Annotated in this window: 23 protein-coding genes; 11 read left to right on the top strand and 12 right to left on the bottom strand. The window is 70.1% G+C overall.

What is annotated here, in order from left to right:
* Window positions 1-36: 36 nt before the first annotated feature.
* From ASF88_RS17600 to nucS, 4 genes are all read right to left on the bottom strand, one after another.
* Entirely contained in the window at window positions 37-447 is a 411-nt protein-coding gene (locus ASF88_RS17600) for a hypothetical protein (RefSeq protein ID WP_055921816.1), read from the bottom strand.
* A gap of 82 nt (window positions 448-529) precedes the next feature.
* Window positions 530-1,225: an HAD family hydrolase gene (locus tag ASF88_RS17595; protein WP_055921813.1), complete on the bottom strand. Its 696-nt coding sequence runs from the start codon at window positions 1,223-1,225 to the stop codon at window positions 530-532.
* Window positions 1,226-1,262: 37 nt separating this feature from the next.
* Window positions 1,263-1,685: an SseB family protein gene (locus ASF88_RS17590; RefSeq protein WP_055921809.1), complete on the bottom strand. Its 423-nt coding sequence runs from the start codon at window positions 1,683-1,685 to the stop codon at window positions 1,263-1,265.
* On the bottom strand, window positions 1,685-2,380 hold the full coding sequence (gene nucS, locus ASF88_RS17585) for an endonuclease NucS (protein ID WP_055921807.1): 696 nt from the start codon (window positions 2,378-2,380) through the stop codon (window positions 1,685-1,687). The genes ASF88_RS17590 and nucS overlap by 1 nt, the downstream gene beginning before the upstream one ends.
* Window positions 2,381-2,436: 56 nt before the next feature.
* Between nucS and ASF88_RS17580 the strand changes: the two genes are divergently transcribed.
* Entirely contained in the window at window positions 2,437-3,489 is a 1,053-nt protein-coding gene (locus ASF88_RS17580) for a lactonase family protein (RefSeq protein WP_055921804.1), read from the top strand.
* Between the two features lie 5 nt (window positions 3,490-3,494).
* Here the strand turns inward: ASF88_RS17580 and ASF88_RS17575 are convergent, their stop codons facing one another.
* Entirely contained in the window at window positions 3,495-4,754 is a 1,260-nt protein-coding gene (locus ASF88_RS17575) for an MFS transporter (protein WP_055921802.1), read from the bottom strand.
* A 67-nt stretch (window positions 4,755-4,821) separates the two neighbouring features.
* On the opposite strand from ASF88_RS17575, the gene ASF88_RS17570 reads away from it, so the two are divergent.
* Together ASF88_RS17570 and ASF88_RS17565 are read left to right on the top strand one after the other, a co-directional pair.
* The gene (locus ASF88_RS17570) at window positions 4,822-5,892 is read left to right on the top strand and encodes a LacI family DNA-binding transcriptional regulator (protein WP_055921799.1); all 1,071 of its coding nucleotides are present in this window, start codon (window positions 4,822-4,824) and stop codon (window positions 5,890-5,892) included.
* Window positions 5,893-6,025: 133 nt separating this feature from the next.
* Window positions 6,026-7,234: an amidohydrolase gene (locus tag ASF88_RS17565; RefSeq protein ID WP_055921795.1), complete on the top strand. Its 1,209-nt coding sequence runs from the start codon at window positions 6,026-6,028 to the stop codon at window positions 7,232-7,234.
* Window positions 7,235-7,256: 22 nt separating this feature from the next.
* Here ASF88_RS17565 and ASF88_RS17560 read toward each other — a convergent pair whose 3' ends face one another.
* Window positions 7,257-8,591, bottom strand: a complete 1,335-nt coding sequence (locus ASF88_RS17560; protein ID WP_235493541.1) for an MATE family efflux transporter — start codon at window positions 8,589-8,591, stop codon at window positions 7,257-7,259.
* 75 nt (window positions 8,592-8,666) lie between these two features.
* Between ASF88_RS17560 and ASF88_RS17555 the strand changes: the two genes are divergently transcribed.
* From ASF88_RS17555 to ASF88_RS17520, 8 genes are all read left to right on the top strand, one after another.
* Window positions 8,667-9,293: a hypothetical protein gene (locus ASF88_RS17555; RefSeq protein ID WP_055921792.1), complete on the top strand. Its 627-nt coding sequence runs from the start codon at window positions 8,667-8,669 to the stop codon at window positions 9,291-9,293.
* A complete protein-coding gene (locus ASF88_RS17550) occupies window positions 9,290-10,063 on the top strand; it encodes an HNH endonuclease family protein (RefSeq protein ID WP_055921789.1) in 774 nt (257 codons plus the stop codon). Before ASF88_RS17555 ends, ASF88_RS17550 begins: the two co-directional genes overlap by 4 nt.
* A 53-nt stretch (window positions 10,064-10,116) precedes the next feature.
* Window positions 10,117-11,091 (top strand): ABC transporter ATP-binding protein, encoded by a 975-nt coding sequence (locus ASF88_RS17545; protein WP_200935320.1) that lies wholly within the window; start codon window positions 10,117-10,119, stop codon window positions 11,089-11,091.
* Window positions 11,088-12,788 carry an ABC transporter permease gene (locus tag ASF88_RS17540; protein WP_055921786.1) on the top strand — a complete coding sequence of 567 codons (1,701 nt, stop codon included), beginning with the start codon at window positions 11,088-11,090 and terminating at the stop codon, window positions 12,786-12,788. The genes ASF88_RS17545 and ASF88_RS17540 overlap by 4 nt, the downstream gene beginning before the upstream one ends.
* 10 nt (window positions 12,789-12,798) lie before the next feature.
* A complete protein-coding gene (locus ASF88_RS17535) occupies window positions 12,799-13,275 on the top strand; it encodes a GbsR/MarR family transcriptional regulator (RefSeq protein WP_055921783.1) in 477 nt (158 codons plus the stop codon).
* Window positions 13,276-13,363: 88 nt separating this feature from the next.
* On the top strand, window positions 13,364-13,765 hold the full coding sequence (locus tag ASF88_RS17530; RefSeq protein WP_055921780.1) for a hypothetical protein: 402 nt from the start codon (window positions 13,364-13,366) through the stop codon (window positions 13,763-13,765).
* A gap of 32 nt (window positions 13,766-13,797) precedes the next feature.
* Entirely contained in the window at window positions 13,798-15,774 is a 1,977-nt protein-coding gene (locus ASF88_RS17525; protein ID WP_055921777.1) for a M13 family metallopeptidase, read from the top strand.
* Between the two features lie 159 nt (window positions 15,775-15,933).
* Entirely contained in the window at window positions 15,934-16,848 is a 915-nt protein-coding gene (locus ASF88_RS17520; RefSeq protein ID WP_055921773.1) for a serine hydrolase, read from the top strand.
* A 28-nt stretch (window positions 16,849-16,876) separates the two neighbouring features.
* On the opposite strand, the gene ASF88_RS17515 is transcribed toward ASF88_RS17520, so the two are convergent.
* The 6 genes from ASF88_RS17515 to ASF88_RS17490 all read right to left on the bottom strand — a co-directional run bounded on the left by ASF88_RS17515 (window position 16,877) and on the right by ASF88_RS17490 (window position 24,937).
* Window positions 16,877-17,944, bottom strand: coding sequence for an NAD-dependent epimerase/dehydratase family protein (locus ASF88_RS17515; protein ID WP_055921770.1), 1,068 nt, complete (start codon window positions 17,942-17,944; stop codon window positions 16,877-16,879).
* 44 nt (window positions 17,945-17,988) lie between these two features.
* On the bottom strand, window positions 17,989-20,550 hold the full coding sequence (locus ASF88_RS17510; protein ID WP_082519046.1) for a bifunctional lysylphosphatidylglycerol flippase/synthetase MprF: 2,562 nt from the start codon (window positions 20,548-20,550) through the stop codon (window positions 17,989-17,991).
* Window positions 20,551-20,604: 54 nt separating this feature from the next.
* Window positions 20,605-21,993 carry a glycine--tRNA ligase gene (locus tag ASF88_RS17505; RefSeq protein WP_055921766.1) on the bottom strand — a complete coding sequence of 463 codons (1,389 nt, stop codon included), beginning with the start codon at window positions 21,991-21,993 and terminating at the stop codon, window positions 20,605-20,607.
* A 177-nt stretch (window positions 21,994-22,170) separates the two neighbouring features.
* On the bottom strand, window positions 22,171-22,947 hold the full coding sequence (locus ASF88_RS17500) for a DUF3800 domain-containing protein (RefSeq protein WP_055921764.1): 777 nt from the start codon (window positions 22,945-22,947) through the stop codon (window positions 22,171-22,173).
* Window positions 22,948-22,976: 29 nt separating this feature from the next.
* Entirely contained in the window at window positions 22,977-23,600 is a 624-nt protein-coding gene (locus ASF88_RS17495; RefSeq protein WP_055921761.1) for a GNAT family N-acetyltransferase, read from the bottom strand.
* A 32-nt stretch (window positions 23,601-23,632) separates the two neighbouring features.
* Window positions 23,633-24,937, bottom strand: coding sequence for a glutamyl-tRNA reductase (locus ASF88_RS17490; RefSeq protein ID WP_055921758.1), 1,305 nt, complete (start codon window positions 24,935-24,937; stop codon window positions 23,633-23,635).
* Between the last annotated feature and the right edge of the window lie 101 nt (window positions 24,938-25,038).

Raw genomic sequence — 25,038 nt, 5'->3', positions numbered from 1 at the left:
ACGCGGAGGCGTGCCCGGCGGCCGCGGTGGTGCCGGTCAGTTGGCGGTGACGATGTACGTCACGGCCACGCCGGGGGTGCCGACGGCGACGGTGTACTTCGCGTTCGTGTACACGGCCTTGCTGTCGGTCGCGCCGGCCTGAACCGTGTAACCCGCCTTCTCGAGAGCGGCCTTCGCGTCGGCGAAGCCGTTCTTGTCCTTCGGCTGCACGGTGACGGACCAGCCGTTGTCGTGGTCGCCATTGGCGACGATGATCGTGCCGTCGACGATCGGGACGTCCGACTTCGGGAAGTCGGACGGAAGCGACTTGGAGGTCGCCTCCTGCGAGGCCGTCGCCGTGGGCGACGAGCTCGAGCCGCTCCCGCCACCGGAGCAGCCGGTGAGCGAGGCGATGGAGAGTGCCGCGACGATGGCGGCGGGGACGAGCAATTTACTGTTGGTGCGCATGATTCTTCCTAGTGCTGTATGCGTGTGGGTAGTGCAACACCCCAGCCTACTGCGCGACCTCCGACAGGCCGGTGGGGGCGAATCAGCCCAGCAGAAGTGCGCTGAGCTGGTCGGCCGAGTGCACGACCGCGATGGCGCCCGCCGCCTCGGCGGGCGACCCGTAGCCCCACTCGACGAGGATCGTGGGCAGGCCGTGCTCGCCGGCGCCCTCCACGTCGTATTGACGGTCGCCCACCATGACGGTGTGGTCGAGGGCGACCCCCTGCTCGGTCAGTCGACGGAGCGCCTCCGCCACGACGTCCGCCTTCGCGCTGCGGCTCTCGTCGTCGGTGGCGCCCGCGATGACGTCGAAGTACTGGGCGAGCCCGAAGTGCTCCAGGATGCGCGTGGCCTGCGTCTCCGGCTTGCTGGTCGCGACCGCGAGGGGGATGCCCGCCGCGTGCAGCCGCTGGAGGAGTCCGCGGATGCCGGGGAAGACGGCGCTGTCGAAGGCGCCGTGGGCGGCGTAGTCGGCGCGGTAGACGGTGAGGGCCGCGCGGGCGCCCGCCTCGTCGAAGCCGGCCATCGACTGCAGCGAGTCGAGGAGCGGAGGTCCGACGTACTCGACGAGCTCCGCCGGAGTCGGGACGGGCAGCCCGAGGGTCTCGAACATGCGCGCGAGCGACGCGGTGATTCCGGGCGCCGAGTCGGTGAGAGTGCCGTCGAGATCGAAGAGGACGCACGTCCAGGTGCGTGCGACGGTCGCCGTCGGCGGGGTGGTGGTGGTCGGGTTGGTCATAGCCGTCCTATGGTATGTGACGTATTCGAGAGCGACGTCAGCGCTCGCTGAGAGCGGACTCGATATGCGAGCGGGCGACGACCATGGTGTGTGCCGCGCCCGGATCGAACTGCACCGCCACGAAATCGGCATTGTGGATGTACCCGAGCGCTTCTGCGGCCGGTACGATCACGGCCTGCACACGGGTGCCCTTGCCTCCGGCCGCGCCGACGGCGTCGCGCAACGCCTTCATCGAGGTGAACAACGGCAGGACCGGCTCGCCGGCCGTCGACTCGATGGTCCGCAGGCGCACCTCCCCCGGATCCGATCCCGTGACGTCGACGACGAGGCCGCCCTTCAGAGCGGCGCCGAGGAGGGCCTCCAAGTGCTCGAGCGTCGGCTCGGCCGCGATCTCGGCGAGGGCCTTGCGGACCGGGCCGTTCTCGTAGCTCTGCGGGAAGCGCCCCGACGGTGCGGCCATCAGAACAGCCTCGAATCGCTGTCGTCGAGGCCGCGCATGGCGTCGTAGTCGAGCACGAGGCAGCGGATGCCGCGGTCTTCGGCCAGGGTGCGGGCCTGCGGCTTGATCTCCTGCGCCGCGAACACGCCGCTCACGGGCGCGAGCAGCGGATCGCGGTTCATCAGTTCGAGGTAGCGGGTGAGCTGTTCGACGCCGTCGATGTCGCCGCGGCGCTTGAGCTCGACGGCGACGGAGGCGCCGCGCTCGTCCCTGGCGAGGATGTCCACGGGACCGATCGCTGTCATGTACTCGCGGCGCACGAGCACGTGGCCATCGCCCAGGAGGTGGATCTGCTCGGCCAGCAGCTTCTGGAGGTGCGCTTCGACGCCGTCCTTCTGCAGCCCGGGGTCGATGCCGAGGTCGTGCGCCGAGTCGTGCAGCACTTCGTGGATCGAGACGATGAGGAGGTCGGCGGTCTTCGCCTGAGCGACCCGCCACACCTGGGTGATCCCGGCCTCCCGCTGCTGTTCGTCGGGCTCGTCGACCGTGAGCGTGCACGGCGGGCTCATCCAGTTGAGCGGCTTGTACGACCCGCCGTCGGAGTGGACGAGCAGACTGCCGTCGGCCTTGAGCATCAGCAGCCGCTTGGCGAGCGGGAGGTGAGCGCTCAGTCGCCCGGCGTAGTCGACGGAGCAGTTGGCAATCACGAGGCGCACCGGTCAAGTGTACGGTGCGCGCGCCGCCGTGGTCGGCCTGCTGGCAGGATGAGGAGATGGCTCACGACCTCCTCATCGGCACGTACACACAGGCGCTCCCGCACGTCGACGGACATGCGGAGGGCCTGCTCGCCGCCCGGTTCGACCGCACCGCCGTGGTCGACGTCGCGGTGGAGGCGCGGGTGGCCAATCCGTCGTGGGTGGTCGTCGCCGACGGTGGCGCGCACGTCTACGCGGTCGAGGAGACCGGGCCCGACGGCGGCGTCTCGGCGTTCGCCCGGAGCTCGGACGGGACGCTGAGTCCGCTCGGACGCGTGTCCAGCGGCGGTGACTCGCCTGCGCACCTGATGGTGCATCCTTCGGGGCGACTGCTGGCGACCGGCACGTACGTCGGCGGCTCCGTCTCGGTCTTCGCATTGGGCGACGACGGCTCGATAGGCGAGCGGACGGCGTTCGTGCAGCACGAAGGCCACGGGTCGCATCCGCGGCAGGAGTCGCCGCACGTGCACCAGCTCGTCCTCGACCCGCTGTCGGGAGACCTGGTCGTGGTGGATCTCGGGCTGGGTGAGGTGCGCTGGTACGCCCTGTCCGAGACGGGTGCTCTCACCCTGCGGCCGGAGGCGACCGTGACGGTCGGAGCGGCCGGCCCCCGTCACCTGGCTTTCCACCCGGACGGTGTGCACCTCTTCCTCCTCAACGAGCTCGACAGCACGCTCGTCCTGTTGCGCCGGGAGGGCGACCGCTTCGAGCAGGTGGCGTCCCTCGGCACGCGCGGGCCGGAGCGGGCGGGGTCGGTAGCGAACAACCAGACGGCCGCGGTCCGGGTCTCCGCCGACGGGCGCACGGTGCTCGTGACCAATCGCGGAGATGACACGGTCGGAGTGTTCGCGTTCGACGCGGCGGCCTCCACGCTCGAGTTCGTGCGCGTCGTGGAAGTGGGCGGCCGGGCGCCGCGCGATCTGGTGTTCGCGCCCTCCGGTGACCGGGTGCTGGCCGCCTGTCAGGACAGCGACGAGGTCGTCGTCTTCGCGTTCGACGCGGGCTCCCGCTCGCTGACGCGGCTCGGCGCCTCTCCGGTGCCGACCCCGGTCTGCCTCGCGTTCGTCTAGGCGCGCTACTCGGTGGCGGGGGCTGCGGCGCGCGCGCGGCGCTCGGCCAGCGGACGGACGGCGGGCGCGGCCAGGAAGGACGCGACCAGCAGCACGAGGATGAGGTAGAGCGCGTTCAGGAGGCCGAACTCCTTGCCCAGGAAGCCGATCAGGGGCGGCCCGACGAGGAAGGCGCAGTATCCGATGATGGCGACCGCCGACACGCGGGCCGCGGGGTTGTCCTGACCCTCCGAGGCCGCCGACATCCCGAGTGGGAAGCCGAGCGAGACGCCGAAGCCCCAGAGCACGGTTCCGAGTACGACCACCCAGAGCGGGCCTCCGAGGATGAACAGCAGGAGCCCAGCGACGCCCATCGCCGCCGTCGCCCGGATCGCCATGACCCGGCCGACACGGTCGACGATCGGGCCGCCCAGCACCCGGCCCAGGGTCATCGCCGCGACGAAGAAGCCGAACACGACGGCGCCGGTGGAGTTCTGCTGGCCGTGGCCGTCGACCGTCGCCAGCGCGATCCAGTCGTTCGCCGATCCCTCGCCGAACGCCATGCCGAGCATGACCACCCCGATCAGGATGAGTCGCCAGTCGGCCCACACCGCGAGCGAAGCGCGCAGGCGCTGGCCGAACGGCATGCGCGGCTGGGCGTCCGTCTCGTCGCCGAGCTCCGCCTCCCGCGGGATGTACCGGATGGCGACCAGGGCGACCGCGACCATCAGCACCGCGATGACCGAGAGATGCCACGACACCGCGATGTGGAGGGCGGCCGCGGCCGCGCCGATGCCGGCGCCGAGAACCGTGCCGAAGCTGAAGAACGCGTGCATGAGGGGCATCAGCGTCTTGCCGATCTCGCGCTCGACCGCGGTGCCTTCGACGTTCATCATCACGTCGACCATCCCGTTGCCGAAGCCCAGCAGGATGAGGCCGATCGCGACGAGCGGCACCGCGTGGAAGACGCTCGAGCCGAAGCCGATGAGGAGGGTGCCGATGGCGACGATCGTGAGGCTGCCGACCATGCCCTTGTGCGGTCCGAAGCGGACCATGACCAGCGACGAGACCGACAGTCCGACGATGGCGCCGACGGACATCCCGAGGATGAGCAGCCCGACCGACGACGGGTTGCGGCCGAGCCCGAGGTCGTCGCGTACGCCGGGGATGCGGGCGACCCAGGTCGCCATCGCGAGCCCGCTGAGGATGAAGATCACGAAGACGGCGTTGCGCCAGACACGCAACTCGCGGCTCGAACGGGTCGTCGTCGGGGTCGGCTGTGACATCGGCTTTTCCTGGTGAATTCGGCACTCGAATCGTTTCGATCGAAACGATTCGACTAAGCTACCACACGTGAACGACAGCAGCACACCCCTCCTGGGCGCCCGGCCGACGCTGGCCGCGGTCGCCCGGCTGGCCGGTGTCTCCAACTCCACCGCCTCCCTCGCCTTCTCCGGCACAGGACCCGTGTCCGACGCCACGCGCGAGCGCGTGCTCGAGGCGGCCAAGCAGCTCAACTACGCCGGCCCGGACCCGCGGGCCCGCTCGCTGCGCCGCGGTCGCTCCGGCATCGTCGGGGTCGTGATGGAGGAGCGGGTCGGCGACGCGTTCCGCGACCCGATCAAGATCGCCCTGCTCGACGGGATCTCCGACGAGATCGCGGCTATCGACGCGGGCCTGCTCATCCTCACCGACGCGGGCGAGACCGCGCAGCGCATCGAGGACGCGCCGATGGACGCCGTGGTGCTCGTCGGCTGCAGCCCGCGGCTCGACGAGTCGGTCGCGATGCTGCGCCAGCGCGGCATTCCGCTGGTCGCGATCGAGGGAGGCACGTCCGACGACGTCCCGTCGATCGGGCAGGACAACAGGGAGGCCACCCGCCTGGCCGCCCAGCACCTCCACGATCTCGGCCACCGCGACGTCGCGATCGTCGCGCTGCCGCTCACTCGCGACCGCGCGCGCGGACCGCTGACCGCCGAGAACGTGAGCAGCGGCAGTTCCACCACGGCCAAGGAGCGTCTCGAGGGCGCGCGCGACATCTTCCCCTCCGCGGGCGGCTGGATGACGCGGGGCTCGTTCGTCGAGGAGGGCCGGATCGCCGGAATGGCGCTCCTGTCTGACCCGGTCCGGCGCCCGACCGCCGTCATCGCGCAGAGTGACCTGCTCGCCGCCGGCGTGATCCGTGCGGCGGAGGAGCTCGGGCTGGAGGTGCCGGGCGACGTCAGCGTCGTCGGGTTCGACGGCGTGCGCGTAGACGGCCTCTGGCCCTATGACCTGACCACGCTCGTCCAGCCCGCTGTCGACAAGGGCCGCGCCGCCGGCCACGCCATCGTCGAGATGCTGGAGGGCCGCGTGCCGCGCCCCACCTCGTTCACGAGCGAGTTCCACCGCGGCAACACGACCGCGGAGCCGCGCCCGGCCTAGGCGCTGCTCCACGCGGCGAACGGAGGGGATCCGCGCCAGCACAGTCGGGAATCCTCCGTTCCCTGCCGTTTCGGGCATCCCCGGCACCGATCTCCTCCGGTAGCTGCATGCTCGGCACCCATAGGGTGGACCCATGGATCTCGAAGCCCTCTACCGTGACCTCCACGCCCACCCTGAGCTCTCGTTCGAGGAGCACCGCACAGCAGGGATCGTCGCCCAGCAGCTCACGGCGCTCGGCCTCGAAGTTCACACGGGGATCGCCCGCACGGGCGTCGCGGGCGTCCTGCGCAACGGCGAGGGACCGACCGTCCTGCTGCGCGCCGACATGGACGGCCTCCCCGTCCTGGAGCAGACCGGACTTCCGTGGGCCTCCACCGCGACGGCGCCCGGCGACGACGGCCACCCCGTCCCGGTCATGCACGCGTGCGGTCACGACATCCACATCACCTGCCTCCTGGGTGCGGTCGAGCGGCTGGTCGCGACGACCGACGAGTGGTCGGGAACCGTGGTCGCCGTCTTCCAGCCCGCCGAGGAGCACGGCGGCGGTGCCGAGGTGATGGTCCAGGACGGCCTCTACACGAAGGTCCCGGTGCCCGACGTCGTGCTCGGCCAGCACGTGACGCCGTTCCCCGCCGGCATGGTGGGTGCGCACCCCGGTGCGGCCATGGCCGCGGTCGATGCCTTCGAGGTCACGCTGCACGGGCGTGGAGGCCACGGATCGCGCCCGGAGACCACCATCGACCCGGTCATCATGGCCGCGGCGGCGGTGATGCGCCTGCAGACCGTCGTCTCGCGCGAGATCGCGCCGCAGGACACGGCGGTCGTGACGGTCGGCACCCTCCACGCCGGCACGAAGAACAACATCATCGCGCCGACGGCGACCCTCGGCATCAGCGTGCGCAGCTTCGACGAGACCGTCCGCCGACACGTGCTGGACGGCGTCGACCGCATCATCCGCGCCGAGGTGCAGGCCAGCGGCTCGCCGCACGAGCCGACGGTCGAATGGGGCGAGCGCTACCCGGTCACCGTCAACGACGAAGACGCCACCGCCCGGGTCAATGCCGCTTTCGCTGCCGAGTTCGGCGCGGAGGCCGTGCTCGAGCCGGGCGCCCTCTCGGGCAGCGAGGACGTCGGCAATCTCGCCACGGCCGCGGGCGTCCCGCTTGTCTACTGGCTGCTCGGCGGGGGCGACCCGGAGGTCGTCCGAGCGGCGATGGCGGCAGGCACGGTCGACACGGACATCCCGTCGAACCACTCGCCGTTCTTCGCCCCGCTGGCCCAGCCGACCATCGACATCGGCGTTCGCGCCCTCGTGGTCGCGGCGCAGGAGTGGCTCGCCTGAGCTTCAAAATGGGGCGCTACAGCTAGCGCTCGGCGCCCGGCCGCATCCACGCCTGCCCCCTCGCGCGGAGGCCGAGGGTGAGCGCCCGCGCGCCGAGGTACCCGAACGCGAAGGCCGCGGTCAGCGCGGCGAGGCCACCCGCGTCGTGCGATCCCCACGCGACCACGGCCAGCGCGAGGGGGATGAACACCGCGACGTTGAGCACACCCGTCAGCGCCAGGTAGCGCGCGTCTCCGGCCCCGATGAGCACGCCGTCGAGCACGAAGACGTACCCGCCGAGGGGCGCGCTCACTCCGATGATCGCCAGTGCGACGGGCAGGAGGGCCGCGACCGACGGGTCGCTCGTGAACAGCCCGGCGGCCACCGGGCTGAGCGCGAGAGTCGCGGCGCCGAGCACCACCCCGGCTCCGAGTCCCCACTGCACGCAGCGGCGGAGGACCTCGCGCACATCGTCGAGCCGCCCGGCCCCGAGGCCCTTGCCGACCAGCGCCTGCGCGGCGATCGCGAGAGCGTCGAGCGCGAAGGCGAGCGTCGCGAACACCGTCATCGTCACCTGGAATGCCGCGAGTTCGTCGGGCCCCAGCCGCGTCGCCGCGAAGACCGCCAGCAGCATCGCGGCGCGCAGGCTCGCGGTGCGCAGGAACAGCCAGCCTCCCGCACGCGCGGTGCGGCCGATGCCGCCGTGGTGGGGGAGCAGCGGAGCGCCCACACGGCGGGCATGGCGCACGACGATCACCGCGTAGACGACGACCATCGCCCACTGGGCCACCACGGTGCCGAGCGCCGACCCGGCGATTCCGAGACCGGCGACGTAGATGAAAACGAAGTTCAGGATGATGTTCGCCCCGAAGCCGCCCACAGCGACTGCCAGCGGCGTCCGCGTGTCCTGCAGTCCTCTCAGCAGGCCGGTCGTCGCGAACACGAGCAGCATGGCGGGGAGGCCGAGCATCGACAGCGTGAGGTAGGTCGTGGCCTCGGCGGTGACGTCGGGCGAGGCTCCGAACAGCCCGACGAGGAACGGTGACGCGAGCCAACCCGCCGCCGCCAGCACGATCCCCAGGCCGAGCGCCAACCAGCTGCCGTCGACGCCGGCGGCCACGGCCCCGCGTTCGTCGCCGGCACCGAGGCGCCGCGCGACCGCCGGCGTCGTCGAATAGGCGAGGAACACCATCAGGCCGACGATCGTCTGCAGCACCGCGCTCGCGATCCCGAGGCCGGCCAGCGGCGCGACTCCGAGGTGACCGACCATGGCCGAGTCGGCCAGCAGGAAGAGGGGCTCGGCAACAAGCGCGCCGAGCGCGGGCACGGCGAGACGCAGGATCTCTCGATCGAGCGGACGGCGGAGGAGGACGTTCACGGCTCGACAACGCTTCCGCGGGCCTCCGACGTGTCGTGCGGGCCCGGTGTCGGAGGCTCTTCCTAGGGTGAAGGCATGAGCCACCTGATGCCGGAACTCCTGTCCACCTGGTCCTGGCGTCTCGATCGCGTCCGCAACGGGCGCACGGTGCTCACAAAGGGCCAGGCGGCCTCCGCTCGCACCGATCTGGCGCACGATCGGTCGGCCCACCCGTCGGATTACGCCGGGTACGAAGAGGAGTACGCCTCGGCGGTGGATGCGCTCGAGGTCCTCGCGCACCAGGCCAACCGCAGCGACGACCTCCTCGCGGTCCTCCGCGCGGAGCGGCGCGCGAGCGATCAGCCCGCCCGCGAGCGCTATGCGACTGCACCCGACGCCGCGGGAGTCCCGCGCGCATCGCTCGCCGCCGAGCACGACCGGGTTCCCGCAGGGCTGCCCGAGGCGCTCGACGAGTGGGTGCACCGGCTCATCCGGTATAGAGGTGGTGCCAAGGTCATCACGGCGCTCGAGGCCGCGCGCGCCGAGATCCGGCTGCGCAACGAGGCCGACCTCCACCCCGGCGCGTACCGGAACGCGACGGCCGCTCCTTTCTACGGCCGCGTGATGCGGGAGCTCGGCGAGATCGCCACGTCGCAGCGGCCGGGCGTGCACGTTTCGCGTCGCGGGCTGCACCGCGGGCTCGCGGACGATTCCTACCTGTGACGCGCGCCGGCACCCGACGGCGTCGCACGGCCCCCTGGCCGATCGTTGCCGCCGTCCTTCTGATCGCACTCGCGAGTGCGGGAGGCTACGCCGCCGTGAGCGGCGGCACAGCGGACGGCAGCGGGCAGGCGGGCGCGACGAGCTCGGTCGCACCGACAGCCTCCGCCCCCGCCGGCGCGCGCGGCGCCGTCGGCCTCCTGGACGCCGCTGCAGCACGCACCGCGCTCGCCGGCCTCCCGGTGAAGGGCAGGGCGCCTGCCACCGGATACGACCGTGTCGCCAAGTTCGGCGAGGCCTGGCTCGATGTCGACCACAACGGGTGCGACACCCGCGACGACATCCTTGCCCGTGATCTCTCCGGCGTCACGCGGCAGTCGGATTGCCGCGTGCTCACCGGTACTCTTGCCGATCCGTACACCGGCACGACGATCGCCTTCACGCGGGGCCAGCAGACCTCGGCCAGGGTGCAGATCGACCATGTGGTCGCTCTCCTCGACGCCTGGGAGACCGGCGCTCAGTCGCTGAGTCAGGAGACGCGCGTCCGACTCGCCAACGATCCGCTCGAACTCCTGGCCGTCGACGGCCCCACCAACCAGGCGAAGGGCGCCGGCGACGCGGCGACCTGGCTGCCGCCGGCCGTCGGCTTCCGCTGCGAGTACGCCGCCCGCCAGGTGGGCGTGAAGGTCAAATACGGGCTCTGGGTCAAGCCGGCGGAGAAGGCGGCGCTCCAGCACATCCTCTCCGGATGCCGACCGCCCGACACGCCGTAAGGATTCCGTTAATAGATTTCACAAATTACTGAAATAAGCGTAGAGTCCCGCCCATGATCACAGTGATTGAGGCCTCTGGCCTCGAGAAGCGATTCGGCCGGGTGCGGGCTCTCGACGGGCTCGACCTCGCCGTCACCGAAGGAGAAGTGCACGGATTCCTCGGGCCGAACGGCGCGGGCAAGTCCACCACCATCCGTGTGCTGCTGGGCCTCGCCCGCTCCAGCGGCGGCAGCGCCAACGTCTTCGGGAGCGATCCCTGGCGCGACGCCGTCGCCCTCCACCGTCGCATCGCGTACGTCCCGGGCGACGTCAGCCTCTGGCCGAACCTCTCCGGCGGCGAGGCGATCGACCTCCTCGCACGCCTGCGCGGGGGCACCGTGGACAAGGCGGTGTACGCCGAGCGCAAGAAGCGGCTGGTCGACGTCTTCCAGCTCGACCCGACCAAGAAGGGGCGCGCCTACTCGAAGGGAAACCGGCAGAAGGTCGCGCTCGTCGCCGCCTTCGCGACGCCGGCCGACCTGTACATCCTCGACGAGCCGACCAGCGGCCTCGATCCGCTGATGGAGGCCACCTTCAATGCCGAGATCGCCCGCGTCGCCCGCGAGGGCGCGACCGTGCTGCTGTCGAGTCACATCCTGTCCGAGGTCGAGCAGCTCTGCGACCGGGTGAGCATCATCCGCGCGGGCAAGACCGTCGAGTCCGGCACGCTCGAGCAGCTGCGACACCTGACCCGTACCGAGATCTCGTTCGCGGGCGACGGTGTGACGCAGGAGCAGCTCGCCCGGATCCCGGACGCGCACGACCTGCGCGTCGACAACGGTCGCGTGAAGTTCACCGCCGACAGCGACGCGCTTCCGCCCGTGCTCGCGGCGCTCGCCGGCCTCGATGCGAAGAGCCTGACGGTCGCGCCTCCGTCGCTCGAGGAGCTGTTCCTCCGGCACTACGGCGACGAGCTGGCCGCCGTCGAGCAGGCCGATGCCGATCGTGACGGAGCCGATAAGGCCGGCGAGGGGGCGAAGACGCGATGAGCGCCACCACTGCCGATCGTGCGGCCACCCGCTCGGGAGGCCACTCCGCCTCGCCCGCGCGCGGGGGAGGCGGGACCGTGCGCGTCCTGCTGCGTCAGCGCCTGCGGCGGGACCGCTGGCAGCTGGTCATCTGGATCCTCTGCATCGCGTTACTCGCGCTGTTCTCCGCCGCGAGCATCGACCAGACCTACGGCTCGGCGTCCGGCCGCGCCGAGCTGATCCGGCTCGCGATCGCGAACCCGACGGTGCTGGTGCTGCGCGGCCTCCCGCAGGGGACCGGCCTCGCCGCCGTCACCTTCTTCGAGATCTACACCTTCCTCGCGCTGCTCGCCGGCCTGATGAACACGTTCCTCGCCGTGCGGCACTCGCGCGCTGAGGAGGAGTCCGGTCGCGCCGAGCTCGTCGGCTCGACACCCGCGGCACGGATCATGCCGACGATCGCCACGGTCATCCACGGCGTCCTCGCGAACATCGTGCTGGCACTCGCCACCGCGCTCGGCTTCATGGCCTCGGGTCTTCCCGTGTACGGATCGCTCGTCGCGGGCGCGGCGGTCGGCGGAGCCGGAGTCGCCTTCCTCGCCGTCGGCCTCCTGCTGGCGCAGGTCATGAGCACCTCTCGCGGCGCGAACGGCCTCGCCGCCGCCGTCGTGGTGGCCGCCTGGGCACTGCGTGGAATCGGCGACGCCATCGGCACCGTCACCAGCACCGGCACCACGATGGTGTCGGGATGGCCGACGTGGCTCAGCCCGATCGGCTGGGGCGAGCAGTTCTCGCCGTACGTGCAGAACGACTGGTGGCCACTGCTCCTGCAGCTCGGCTTCGCGGCTGTCCTCATTGCCGGCGTGTTCGCCCTCCAGGCCGTGCGCGACTCGGGAGCGGGCATCGTGCCCGAGCGCGCGGGCCGACGGAACGCGCTGCCCATGCTGAACGGGCCGCTCGGCCTGGCGTGGCGGCTGCAGTGGCCGATCATCCTCGGCTGGACCGTCGGCGGCCTCCTTACCGGCGTGCTCGCGGGTGCGCTCGGGAGTGTCGTGAGCTCGTCCATCGCCTCCGACCCGAACCTCTCCAACATCCGGGAGGCCGTCGCCCACCTGGGCGCGGGCGGCTCCGGTCCGATGACCGCGCTCTTCCTCTCGGCGATCATGTCGATCGTCGGCGTGCTCGCGGCGGCGTGTGCGGTCCAGGCGGTCATCCGGCTGCGCCAAGAGGAGGTCGGCGGGTCCGCCGAGGTGATGATGGCGACGCCCGTCTCGCGGGTCCGCTGGCTGCTCGAGTTCGTGCTCGTCGGCCTGATCGCGATCGTGCTGGTCCTGGTGGCCGCCGCGCTCGCCGCAGGACTGTCGGCGGTAGCGGCGGGTGAGACGGCCTCCACGTTCAACGACGCCTTCGCAGCGGCGGCCGCGCAGTTCCCGGTGGCACTGGTGTATCTGGGCGTGCTCACCCTGGTGTTCGTCCTGCTGCCGAGCTGGACGGCGCCCGTCGGCTGGGCGGCCCTCGGCGCCGGCGCCTTCATCGGGATCTTCGGAGCACTGATCAAGCTGCCTGATTGGCTGCGGCACGTGTCACCGTTCGCGGACGCGCCGGTCGTCGTCGGAAAAGTCGATTGGACCGGGGGATACTGGATGTTCGGCATCGCGCTGGTCGCGCTCGCCGCGTCCGCGGCCCTCATCCGTCGCCGGGACTTCGCGATCGGCTGAGGAGGGCGGCATGGCCAGGGACGAGCAGGCTCTCACCGAGATGATGGAGCATTCGGCGGCGGTGCTCACCGCCGCCGGGTTCCCCAAGATGCCCGCCCGGGTGCTGATGGCCCTGACGGTGACCGACTCCGCCGGCCTCACCGCATCGCAGCTCGCGGAGCGTCTCGACGTGAGCGCCGCGGCGATCTCGGGCGCCGTGCGCTACCTCCAGACGCTCGGGATCGTGCGCCGGCTGTCGCAGAACGGCAGCCGGCGGGATCTCTACCAGATGCCGGCCGACTGGTACTCGCTCATGGTGCGCAACAGCCCGATCTACGGTGTGCTCGCCGACCAGGCCGACACCGGTCTGGCGGCGATCGATGACCCGGCCGACCCCGCGACGGAGCGACTGCGCGACATGGCCGGCTTCTACCGGTTCATGCAGGACCGCCTCCCGGCCATGATCAACGAGTGGGAGCAGATCCGCGCGCAGCGTTCCGACAGGTGATTCATTCGGGCTGACGCGATCCGGCGTGCCGTCCGCGACTCCTCGCCAAAATCTGAAATCCTAGCTAGGAATTCACCCAGGGGGCAGCATGCGTTTCACCAGTCCGGCTCAGAAGGCGCTCGTCGTCGCCGTGCTGCTGGGGGTCGATCTGGTGCTGGCGCTCGCGTTCGACGCCCTGCACTCCGAGGCCGCGTCCATCGTCCTGACCGTGCTACAGCTGCTCGGCTGGTATGTCGCGTCGAGAGTGTTCCGCGGCCCGGGGGAGTCGGTGCGCGCCGCGCGCCCGTGGTGGCGGATGACGAACCGGCCGCTCCTCTCCGGCGTGCTCGGCGCGGGCTACGGTCTGCTCGCGGTGGTCAACATCGGGTTCTCGCTCGCCGGCTACGGCAGCCTCTCGGGCGCGGTTTCGATCCTTGCGGAGATCGTCCTCGCCGCCCTCTTCCTCTTCTCGTTCTCGCGACTTCGCGCGACCTCCCCGGCGCGCGCCTGACAGCCGCTGGCCCGGCCACGTAGGCTGGCTCCATGACGCTCACCTCCGGAATCGCGACCGACGACCTCGACCCCACGATCCGCCCGCAGGACGACCTGTTCCGGCACGTCAACGGCAGTTGGATCTCCCGCACCGAGATCCCGTCCGACAAGGCACGCTGGGGCTCCTTCATGGAGCTCGCCGAGCAGTCGGAGGCAGCCGTCCGCGCGATCGTGGAGGCGGCGCAGAACGCGCCGGAAGGCACCGAGGAGCGCAAGTTCGGCGACCTCTATACGAGCTTCCTCGATGAGGAGCGCGTGGACGGGCTCGGGGCGAAGCCGATCGAGGCGCAGCTGGCGATCGCGAGCGACGTCGACAGCATCCCGGCCTTCCTCGAGACCCTCGGCCGCCTCGAGCGCCACGGTGTCGGCGGGTTCTACCAGCTCTTCGTCGACAACGACCCGGGCGACCCGGAGCGGTACCTGGTGTTCGCCGAGCAGGCCGGCATCTCGCTCCCGGACGAGTCCTACTTCCGCGAGGAGCGGTTCGCGCCCGTGCGTGAGGCGTTCGCCGCCCACATCCAGCGGATGTTCGAGCTCGCCGGGTTCGACGACGCCCCCGAGCGCGCTCAGCGCGTCTACGACCTCGAGGTCGAGATCGCCGCGCAGCACTGGGACAACGTGCGCTCGCGCGACTCCGAGAAGACCTACAACCTGTACTCGTGGGCCGACGCGGCGAAGCTGTTCGCCGGCGGCGGCGACAGTGGAGGCGCCGCGAGCCTCGACAGCTGGGCCGAGGGGCTGGGGGCGCCGGACGGCGCACTGGCCGAAGTGGTCCTGCGCCAGCCGTCCTTCACCTCCGGTATCGCCGGCCTCCTCACCGACGACCGCCTCCAGTCATGGAAGGACTGGCTGGCCTGGCAGATCATCCACGGCTCGGCTCCGTACCTCTCGGGCGACTTCGTCGACGCCAACTTCGACTTCTACGGGCGCACCCTCACCGGCACGCCCGAGATGCGGGCCCGGTGGAAGCGCGGCATCTCGCTCGTCGAGGGCGCGATGGGGGAGGCCGTCGGCCGCATCTACGTCGAGAAGCACTTCCCGCCCACGGCCAAGCAGGCGATGGACGGCCTCGTCGCCAATCTGATCGAGGCATACCGGGAGAGCATCCAGAAGCTCGAGTGGATGGGTGAGGACACCCGCGACCGCGCGCTCGACAAGCTCGCCAAGTTCACTCCCAAGATCGGCTACCCGGTGAAGTGGCGCGACTACTCCTCGCTGGTCATCGACCCCACCGACCTGATCGGCAACGTGCGCGCCGGTGCGTTGTTCGAGTTCGACCGCGAGCTCGGCAAGATCGGCAAACCGCTCGACCGCGACGAGTGGTTCATGACCCCGCAGACGATCAACGCCTACTACAACCCCGGCTTCAACGAGATCGTCTTCCCCGCCGCCATCCTGCAGTACCCGTTCTTCGACGAGACCCGCGACGACGCCGCCAACTACGGCGCCATCGGCGCGGTGATCGGGCACGAGATCGGTCACGGCTTCGACGACCAGGGGTCCAAGTTCGACGGCGACGGCAAGCTCGAGGATTGGTGGACCGCCGCCGACCGGGCAGCATTCGAGAAGCGCACCGGCAGCCTCATCGCGCAGTACGACGTGCTCGCCCCCGCGCAGGTCCCCGACCATCACGTCAACGGCGCGCTCACCATCGGAGAGAACATCGGCGACCTCGGCGGCCTCGGCATCGCCTGGAAGGCGTATCTGCTGTCCCTCGGCGGCGCGCAGCCTCCCGTCGTCGACGGACTCACGGGTGCCGAGCGGTTCTTCCTCTCGTGGGCGCAGGCCTGGCAGCAGAAGTCGCGCGACGAAGAGGTCATCCGGCTCCTTGCGATCGATCCGCACTCGCCGAACGAGTTCCGCTGCAACCAGATCGTGCGCAACATCGACGCGTTCTACGACACGTTCGGGGTGACCGAAGCCGACGCGTTGTGGCTCGCGCCGGAGGACCGCGTCACCATTTGGTGATGCGGTCGCGGCCGACCCGCGAAAGGTCTCTGACGTGACCCCCCGATCGGGGTAACATCATCCCTATCGTGTCGGGGTGCCCTCCCCGCCGCGACGCGGGCCGGGGGGACCGCTGAACCAGCCGATGCCCCGACTCGGAAGAAAGCTCCAGCGCGACTCGTGACGATCCAAACCCCGGAGACCGACCACCGACGCCGTCATGTCACCACGCGCCGAGGGCGCCACCGCGGATCGGCTGCGGCCACGCCGGAGGTGTTCACCCGCGGGTTCGACGCGCTCGGACGGCTCGCCGTCCAGGGCGTGCAGGTGTCCGCCCGCGCGACCGACCTCTCCACCGGGGAGGTGCTGTTCACGGTCGACGACCACGTGGTGATGCCGACCGCGAGCATCGGCAAGGTGCTCCTCCTCGTGGAGGTCGCCGCCCGGCTGCAGTCGGGCCAGCTGAGCCCGTTGGTCCAGCTCGATCGGGCGCCGCAGGACGTCGCGGGCGACTCCGGGATCTGGCAGCACCTGCAGGTGCCCGCCCTTCCCGTGTCCGACCTCGCCGCCCTGGTCGGGGCGACCAGCGACAACCTGGCCACCAACGTGCTCCTCCGCCGCGTCGGCCTGGAGGCCGTGAGCGCTCGCACCGAGTCGCTCGGCCTGACCCGCACAGCCCTCCTCGACCTCGTCCGCGACCACCGCGGGCCCGATGATGCGCCGCAGCTGTCGGTCGGCAGTGCCAACGAGCTCACGTGGCTGTTCTCGGCGCTCGCCCGAGGGGAGGTCGTCGACGCGCAGACCAGCCGCCAGGTCATCTCGTGGCTGTCGCTCAACAGCGACTTCTCGCTGGTCTCGAGCGCGTTCGGTCTCGACCCGCACTCGCACCGCCACCCCGAGCACGGCATCCTGCTCGTCAACAAGACCGGCACCGACGCGGGCGTCCGCAGCGAAGTCGGCGTGCTCCGCGGTCCGCGCGCCGGCGTCACCTACGCGGTCTCGACCTACTTCGACGACACCTCCCTCCCCGCCCGGCTGGCGGTCATCGACGGGATGCGCACCGTCGGCCTCGACCTCCTCGAGTACGTCTTCTAAAGCTGCTCGAGGCGACCCGAATCCGGGGTCAGCCGCGCATGAACGCGTCCTCGGCGCCGTAGTCGAACCATCGGTCCGCCTCGGCCCGTTGCGCGATGGAAGGGAACACCTTCTCCCAGCTCTCCTGACGACGATCGGCGGCGCGCGCTTCGCGGACGGCCCAGTCGACGGCCGCGGCGACGGCCTCCGCGTAGCGGACGGGCTGGTGGTAGCCGAGCTCGACGGTCGCCGCCGCCATGCTGAGCAGCAGCGGGTTCGCGACCGTCCAGGGCGTTCCGCCGAGGCCGTCCTCCGGCGGACCGGGGAACGTCACGACCTCCACCTCGCGGTCGAGCGCGGCGTACACGGATCGGGCGATCTCGGCGACGCTCAGATTGTCCTCGTCCACTGCGTTGAGCACGCGACGGCCGGGGTGCGAGGCGCACAGCGCCACGAGCTCCGCGATGTTGTCCGTGGAGGACGTGCTGAACCGGTTGGCGCCGCCGTCCGACAGCAGCACCCGATGGCGGCCGTCGAGGGCGCGCTTGATGAAGTACCACTCGCGCAACGCCGGGCTGAACGGCCCATAGATCGCACCGGGCCGCAGGATACTGACCGGCAGCCCCTCCACGGCGAGCAGCCGCCGCTCCATCGCGGCCTTGAGCGGCGAGTATGTCCGCTCGGTGTTGTCGATGGTCGGGTCGGTCTCGCGCAGCGGCACGGGATAGTCGGGGAAGTCATCCGGCCCGGTGACGATGTCGAGGTAGCGGCCCTCCCGGTCGGTGTAGACCGAGCCGGTCGAGATCACGACGAGCGAACCGACCTCCCCGGCGAGGCCGGCCAGCTGGTCGGCGTGCCGGGGCTCGTACGCGACCGTGTCGAGCACGAGGTCGTGGCCGCGGGCACGGGCCAGCAGCGCGTCCGTGTCGTCGCGGTCGAGCCGGATGCTGGTCACGTCGTGCTCGGTCAGCTCGGTGTCCCCGTGGTGGCGGCCTCGGTGCGCGATCAGCACCGACCAGCCGGCGGCCGCCAGCCGCCGCGCGACTGCCGAGCCGATCTGTCCGGTGCCCCCGATGATCATCGCGGTGCGCGCAGCGGCGCCGGTGTCGACCTTCATGAGGCCACCGTACGCCGCTGGACCACGCGCCCAGCGCATCGGCGTCAGCGCATCAGCGTGCGGGCGAGCGCCACGTACTCCTTCGCGTTCGCGTCGGGGAGGTACGCGCGCCCGATGGCGTTGCCGATCGCGGGCAGCGCGACCGCGTCGGGGTAGGCCATCCACAGGGTCTCGTAGGTCGGGTTGAACTTGCTCTTGAAGCTGAACAGCGAGGCGAAGCCGTACGCCGGCTCCAGGGTCTTCGCGAGGAACGCCAGCAGACGGTCCATGATGGCGGGCTCGCCCTCCGCGTCCTCATCGTCGAGGACGCTCGCCGGCTTCGTCGCGAGAGGAGCGCCGGACAGACTGAGCACCTCCACGCCCTCCCCGCGCATCCGCTGGGCCGCGGAGGCGATCACGAACTCCATGATGCCTGGAATGCTGCGGTCGGCGCGTCGCATGAAGTCGATCGTGTACCCGACGATGCGGTCGTCGCGCCAGCTCGGCAGCCAACTGGTCACGGCTTGGAGGTCGCCCTGCGGATCGTAGGCCAGGTAGAGACGCACCTCCGGGTCCTTCAGCTCGGCCATGCCGCCCAGCGTGAAGCCCATCTCCGGCAGCTCCTTCTCGGACACCCATTGCTCGCTGAGCGACACGATCTGGCTCTGTTGCAGAGGAGCCAGCTCGTCCCACGTCGTCCAGAGCGTCGAGATGCGCTCCTTGACCCCACGGTTGTGCGCCTGCCGCACCTTCTGCCAGGGCTTGCCCTGCATGTCGAAGGTCTGCGGGTGCATGAGCGTCTCCTCGCCCACCGACACGGTCTGCCAGCCGAGCGACTCGAACACGGGCAGGAACGAGCCGTGGATGCTGTAGAACGCCGGGGTCCAGCTGTTGGCGTCGCAGAACCCGATGAAGTCGATGACGGTCTGCTCGGCGCGCTCCGGCCGGCAGACGGGATCCGACAGCGTGATTGCGACGCCGTTGATGACACGGTACGCGACGGCCGCCTCGCCGTCCTCCGAGAACCAGTACACATTGCCGGGCCACGTGCCCATGAAGCCGAGGGTGCCGCCTCCGCCCGCGTGCAGGAGCTCGCGGAACCGCAGCTCGTCACCGAGGGTGCGGCCGGTGGAGGTCGCACGGTACAGCCGCATCGTGCCGATGACGAAGATCGTCCAGAACGCCGGACCGACCCACTGGTAAAGGAACACGACGAACGGCGAGGTCGGAACGATCACTGGGCCGAGCACCGACTCGAAACCCGAGGGGACGAAACGCCGGAGCGTGGACATGAACACGTCGCCGATACTCGCCTCGGGCACGAACGAGGTCAGAGTGGCGAGCCCGGCGATCAGGTAGGCGACCGCGAGCAGCGCGAACGAGACCACGACCAGGATCGTGAATCGCACGACCGCATCACGTGGCGCGCGGATCTGGAACTGGCGGCGGGTCGCGAGCAGCAGCACGATCGACGCGAACGGCACCAGGAACGCGGCCAGCAACCAGAGCAGCACCTCGATCGCCGGCGCGAGGGCGTCGAGACTGTCGACGTGCACGTTCACGTCGCCGCCGGGGAGCGCGGTGAACGGCAGCACGATCATCGCGACGTTCACGACGATCCCGAGCAGCCACGCGAAGTGGCGGCCGCGGCGGAGGCCGATGGCCGTCACGATGAGCAGCACCAGCGGCAAGAGCGTGAGCAGCAGGGGACCGACACCCTGGACCGAGACCGCCGCGAGCTCGTCACGGCAGTTGGAGGTGTCCACCGCGCGGCACGCCGCCAGCACGGAGGCCGCGTCGACCTCCTGGTGCAGGAACAGCGCCGCGACGAACGACAGCGGGCCGAGGCCACCCGGCGGGAGGAGCGCCGCGAGCGGCCCGACGGCGGTGATGGCCACGATCGCGGCGACGAGGTTGCGCGTCTCGGCGTGCGAACTGCGGCGCATCCGGTGCAGCCTCCCGCGACGGAGGATGACGCCGAACGCGAGACCGAGCAACGCCGCGATGAGGCGGTAGACGTTGTTCTGGTCGCCGTTGTAGAGCACGAACATGATCACGACGGCGAAGGTCAGCAGCCGGATGCGTCGTCGCCAGAGTGTGCTGGCGAAGGCGCTCGCCGTCATCAGCGCCCCGACGATCCCGATGGTCGGATCGAGGGTGAAGTCGAACTCCGTCGCTCGCGCCAGGATCTCTCCGACGCTCGCCGCAGCCCACTGCCCGAGGACGCCGAGCGTGATGCCGACGACGCCCGTGACGAGGAAGGCGACGACGAGCCTGGCTGTGCTGAGCAAACGCTCGGCGACGGCCAGCAGGGTCAGGGTGAGCACGAACGAGATCACGAACTGCGCGGGATCCTCCGGCACGAAGAGCGCCGTCAGCGGAGTCCACCAGAAGCCCGCGTGGATGGTCGTCGACACACCGGCCGCCCAGACCAGCGCGCCGCCGCCCGCGGTCGCGACGCTCCACAACGTACCGGTGGCGATGGAGGTCACGAGCACGATCAGCGCGAGGGCCACGCTCGCGGGCGCGACCTGAACGTAGGCGCGCAGTGTCGCCCAGCCCTTCGGGCGTCCCGGTGAGGGAGCGACCGGGGGGGCCGGTGCGGTGTTCGGGGGAGCCGTGCTCATCGTTTCTCCGTCGCGGTGGCCACCACCCTAGCGGTCGGTGACCGCATCCGGAGGTCAGATCTCGCGCAAACGCTCCGCGAGGTAGCGGTCGAGGCCCTCGAGCGGGATGCGCTCCTGCTTCATGGTGTCGCGGTCGCGCACGGTCACGGCGTCGTCCTCGAGCGAGTCGAAGTCGACCGTCACTGCGAGGGGCGTGCCGATCTCGTCCTGGCGGCGGTAGCGGCGGCCGATCGCGCCCGAGTCGTCGAAGTCGACGTTGCGGCGCTTGCGCAGCTTGTCGGCCAGGCCGCGGGCGAGCGGCGACAGGGCCTCGTTGCGGGAGAGCGGGAGCACGGCGACCTTGACCGGCGCGAGGCGCGGGTCGAGGTGCAGCACGGTGCGCTTGTCGGTGCCTCCCTTGGCGTTCGGCACCTCCTCTTCGTCGTAGGCGTCGACCAGGAACGCCATCAGCGCGCGGGTGAGGCCGAAGGACGGCTCGATCACGTACGGCACGTAGCGCTCGTTCTTGTTCTGGTCGAAGAAGCTGAGGTCTTTGCCGGAGTGCTCGATGTGGGTCTTCAGGTCGAAGTCGGTGCGGTTGGCGACGCCCATCAGCTCGCCCCATTCGCTGCCGACGAAGTCGAACTTGTACTCGATGTCGATGGTGCGCTTGGAGTAGTGCGCGAGCTTGTCCTTTTCGTGCTCCAGGCGGCGGATGTTCTGCGGGTCGATGCCGAGGTCGACGAACCAGTCCCAGCAGAGGTCGATCCAGGTCTGGAACCACTCCTCGTCGGTGCCGGGCTCGACGAAGAACTCGATCTCCATCTGCTCGAACTCACGGGTGCGGAAGATGAAGTTGCCCGGCGTGATCTCGTTGCGGAACGCCTTGCCGATCTGGCCGATGCCGAACGGCGGCTTCTTGCGGGCGGTCTGCAGCACGGCGGCGAAGTCGGTGAAGATGCCCTGCGCGGTCTCGGGGCGCATGTAGTGGAGGCCGGACTCGTCGTCCACGACGCCCAGGAAGGTCTTCATGAGGCCCGAGAACTGACGGATCGGAGTCCACTGGCCCACCTTGTCCGGGTGGTCGGGGTCGGCGATGTCGTCCAGGCCATTCGCCGGCGGATGGCCGTGCTCGGCCTCGTACGCCTCGAAGAGGTGGTCGGCGCGGTAGCGCTTGTGCGTGATCAGCGACTCGGTCAGCGGGTCGCTGAAGACCTGCACGTGGCCCGAGGCCTCCCACACCGCGGTGGGGAGGATGATCGCCGAGTCGAGGCCGACCATGTCGCCGCGGCCGCGCACGAAGGCGTTCCACCACTCGCGCTTGATGTTCTCCTTCAGCTCGACGCCGAGGGGGCCGTAGTCCCACGCCGAGCGGGTACCGCCGTAGATCTCGCCGGAGGGGAAAACGAATCCTCGGTGCTGCGCCAGCGTGATGACGGAATCCAGTCTCGACGGTGCGGCCATGGGTGCTCCCTGTTCGGTGCCGGGTGGTGGGGGGACCCGTCCATCCTACTGAGGATGCGAAGTCATCGTTTGGGACTCGTCAGTGCACCGAATATCACGCTGTAGTAGGGTGGGTAACGCAAAACTCCATGCAGGGTTGAGGACTGCTCGCGGGGTATTGCGATGCAGACCCCTGGCTCAGGCCGGGGGTTCTTGCGTTGCGCTGAGCCAGTGAACGCCTTCGTCGCTCTCGGCCCCCCAGTGGGCCGAGGTCTGCATGTATGCCGCGATCGCAGCGTGTGACGGTTGAAACGAGCCGCCCCAGACGTCTGGAAACGTGTGACGGTGCTTGTGGTACGCGCCATAGGCGATCAAGTCCGCAGCTTGAATGAGCTGGCTGTAACGACTGTCCTGCATGACGACGTCCTCCACGATCCGGCGTGTAGACAGATCCAGGGATCGATGGACTTCACGATATGGTCCGGCCGCGCGCAACGCCCTTTCCCAGAGCTCATGTCGCTCCCTCGCGTCGAGTGTTCCGGTCTCATCGATGCCGTGCTGTCCGTCGTAGAAGATCATCACGCGTGTGTCATGAAGCGTCGCCCAATCCTCGAGCCACGCGATGAATCTCGCGTACATCACATGCGGTGATCGCTCGGCGGCGCCGATGGTGATGAGTTCGAAACGACCGCGCTCGCTCAAGTAACTCAGCGCGATGCGGGCCGCCTTGGCACGTGCCCGGCCTGTGAATGCCGACTCCTGCTCCGGGTTTTCGCAGAATTGTCCGCGTCCCTTGAACAGCTTGTTCGCGTGGAGTTCCTTGCGTTTGTGAATGCCGAAGAGGCGATGCAATTCTTCACGACCTGTGAGCCAGGCATCGAGCACCTCGGCCCAATCAGAGTCACGAATGAGGAGGGCGGTCAGAAGCTTCCCCCGCGATGGGTCGCCTGAATCATCGACATAACATAGATGCACACATCTATGATTTCAGATATGCGAAGCCCTCACCGGCCCGCGCGGAAGTCCTGGTCCAGGATCGCGTAGACGGCGGTGTCCGACCACTCTCCCTTGAAGATCTCGGTCTGGCGGAGCAGGGCCTCCTGGCGCATCCCGAGGATCTGGCAGAGTCGGGCCGAGGCTTCGTTGCGGGCGTCCAGCTGCGCGAACACGCGGTGGCCGCCGAGGGTGTCGAAGCACAGCTCGAGGAGGCGGGTCGTCGCCTCGGTGGCGTAGCCGCGGCCGTGCACGGCCGGGTGGAACACCCATCCCATCTCGAACTTCGCCCACGCCGCCTTCTTGAGGAACAAGCTTACGTGGCCGATCACCCGGCTGTGGCCGCCCTCGGGGTCCGGGAGCTCGACCGCGTAGACGATGCCGTCGCCGTCGGCGGCGAGCCGATTCATGGCGATGCGCTTGCGGAGGTGCTCCGCCGACTCGTCGTGGTCGTGCACCTCCCAGTACAGATAGCGGGCCACATCTTTGAGGCGCTCGAACTCGTGCCCGTTCTCGAGATCGCCGCTGTTCAGCGCACGCAGCAGCAGACGCTCCGTGCGGAGATCCTCCGCTGCGTACGGGAGCCCGGTCGCGGCGTGCGGTGCTTCGGTGGTGATCGTGGCCTCGTCGCTCACGTGTCCTCCTCGGTCGGTTGTCGGGTGATCCGTCAGGATGCGGCGCTCTCGTCGTCGACGGCGCGCAGCGTGCGTGCCGACGGCGCCTCGTCTACCTCGAGGCCGAAGAGCGCGGAAGTCGCGTCGATGAACTCCTGCGCGTCGCCCTGACGGGCGAGCTCCCTGGCCCGCACCGACGGGGTGTGCAGCAGCACGCCGGCGAGGTGGCGCAGCGCGGCCTCCGTCTGCTCCGAGGAGTCGCCGCGCGAGCGGGCCCGCGCGATCTCGGCGTCGAGGACGCCGAAGACGTGCGAGCGTAGTGCGACGAGCGCGGGCGTGACGGCCTGCTCGGAGGTGCGGGCGGCGAACTCGGCCGCGGCGGCGCCGACGAGCTCGCGGGCGTCGGCCGCGGCGTTCAGCTCCTCCACGGGCGCGTGGATGCTGATGGTCTCCAGATCGAGGAGCTCGACGCCGGTCAGCTCCGCGACGGAGGGATCGACGTTGCGGGGGAGGCCGAGGTCGATCACCAGGCGTCGCTCGGCGGCGCCGGGGAGCCCGAGCGCCTCGGCCAGCAGGTCGCGGGTGACGACGTGGTCGGTGACCGCCGAGCAGGTGACGACGAGGTCGGCGCCTGCGAGCTCGTGGATGAGGCCGTCGGCCTCCACCGCGGTCACGTCGTGCGACAGAGCGAACTTGGCCGCCCGGCCGGTGGGGGAGTACACGCGAACGTCGGTCACGCCGTGGTCGCGCAGCGCGGCCAGGCTGGCGCCCGCGTACTTGCCCGTGCCGACCAGCAGCACGCGGACCTGCGTCCAGTCGGTGATGCGGCTCTCGGCCAGCTCGAGCGCGAGGCGGACCATCGAGCGCCCTGCGCTCATGATGCCGGTCTGGTTCTTGACGCCGCGGGAGGTGCGCGAGGCGACCTGGAAGACGCGCTCCAGGTCTCCGGTGACCGTGCCCGCATGGCGGGCCGCCTGCAGTGCGCGGCGCACCTGGCCGGCGATCTCGCCCTCGCCGACGACGACGGACTCGAGACCGCTGGAGACGGAGAAGAGGTGCTCGGCGACGGCGTCGTCGCGGTAGACGGCGCTGGAGGCGCGCAGCACGTCGGCGTCGATGCCTGCGGCGAGGCTCACCGCCTCGATCACGGCCTCCGCCGAGACCGCGCGTGCGGCCGGGAGAGGCTCGTCGATGTCGAGATACGCCTCGAAGCGGTTGCAGGTCGCGAGGACGACTGACCCGCTCACGAGTTCGCTGTGCTCTGCGAGTGCCGCGGTAACGGCCGGCGCATGACGCTCGAGCCGTTCGAGGAGGTCGAACTCCGCAGTGCGGTGGCTCGACGAGAAGCAGAGAAGCACGGGGGAAAGACTACGCTCGCCGTCGGCGTTCCTCGAATCGGGATACCCCGTCCCACGGGCGTTCGGCGGGATTCCCGGAGGATTGGCAGATTCGTCCCTGG

It is taken from the genome of Leifsonia sp. Leaf336 (assembly GCF_001423695.1).
In the GTDB taxonomy this organism is placed as follows: Bacteria; Actinomycetota; Actinomycetes; order Actinomycetales; family Microbacteriaceae; genus Leifsonia.
Note: the sequence above shows the minus strand (reverse complement) of the source record. Positions and strands in the feature narration are given on the sequence as shown.

What these genes read in the sequence shown, in the direction of transcription:
- ASF88_RS17595 (WP_055921813.1), bottom strand. Translation starts at nt 1,225, where the DNA reads ATGACCAACCCGACCACCACCACCCCGCCGACGGCGACCGTCGCACGC.
- ASF88_RS17525 (WP_055921777.1), top strand. Translation starts at nt 13,798, where the DNA reads ATGACGCTCACCTCCGGAATCGCGACCGACGACCTCGACCCCACGATC.
- ASF88_RS17580 (WP_055921804.1), top strand. Translation starts at nt 2,437, where the DNA reads ATGGCTCACGACCTCCTCATCGGCACGTACACACAGGCGCTCCCGCAC.
- ASF88_RS17510 (WP_082519046.1), bottom strand. Translation starts at nt 20,550, where the DNA reads ATGAGCACGGCTCCCCCGAACACCGCACCGGCCCCCCCGGTCGCTCCC.
- ASF88_RS17545 (WP_200935320.1), top strand. Translation starts at nt 10,117, where the DNA reads ATGATCACAGTGATTGAGGCCTCTGGCCTCGAGAAGCGATTCGGCCGG.
- ASF88_RS17505 (WP_055921766.1), bottom strand. Translation starts at nt 21,993, where the DNA reads ATGGCCGCACCGTCGAGACTGGATTCCGTCATCACGCTGGCGCAGCAC.
- ASF88_RS17530 (WP_055921780.1), top strand. Translation starts at nt 13,364, where the DNA reads ATGCGTTTCACCAGTCCGGCTCAGAAGGCGCTCGTCGTCGCCGTGCTG.
- ASF88_RS17540 (WP_055921786.1), top strand. Translation starts at nt 11,088, where the DNA reads ATGAGCGCCACCACTGCCGATCGTGCGGCCACCCGCTCGGGAGGCCAC.
- ASF88_RS17535 (WP_055921783.1), top strand. Translation starts at nt 12,799, where the DNA reads ATGGCCAGGGACGAGCAGGCTCTCACCGAGATGATGGAGCATTCGGCG.
- ASF88_RS17600 (WP_055921816.1), bottom strand. Translation starts at nt 447, where the DNA reads ATGCGCACCAACAGTAAATTGCTCGTCCCCGCCGCCATCGTCGCGGCA.
- ASF88_RS17555 (WP_055921792.1), top strand. Translation starts at nt 8,667, where the DNA reads ATGAGCCACCTGATGCCGGAACTCCTGTCCACCTGGTCCTGGCGTCTC.
- ASF88_RS17575 (WP_055921802.1), bottom strand. Translation starts at nt 4,754, where the DNA reads ATGTCACAGCCGACCCCGACGACGACCCGTTCGAGCCGCGAGTTGCGT.
- ASF88_RS17515 (WP_055921770.1), bottom strand. Translation starts at nt 17,944, where the DNA reads ATGAAGGTCGACACCGGCGCCGCTGCGCGCACCGCGATGATCATCGGG.
- ASF88_RS17590 (WP_055921809.1), bottom strand. Translation starts at nt 1,685, where the DNA reads ATGGCCGCACCGTCGGGGCGCTTCCCGCAGAGCTACGAGAACGGCCCG.
- ASF88_RS17565 (WP_055921795.1), top strand. Translation starts at nt 6,026, where the DNA reads ATGGATCTCGAAGCCCTCTACCGTGACCTCCACGCCCACCCTGAGCTC.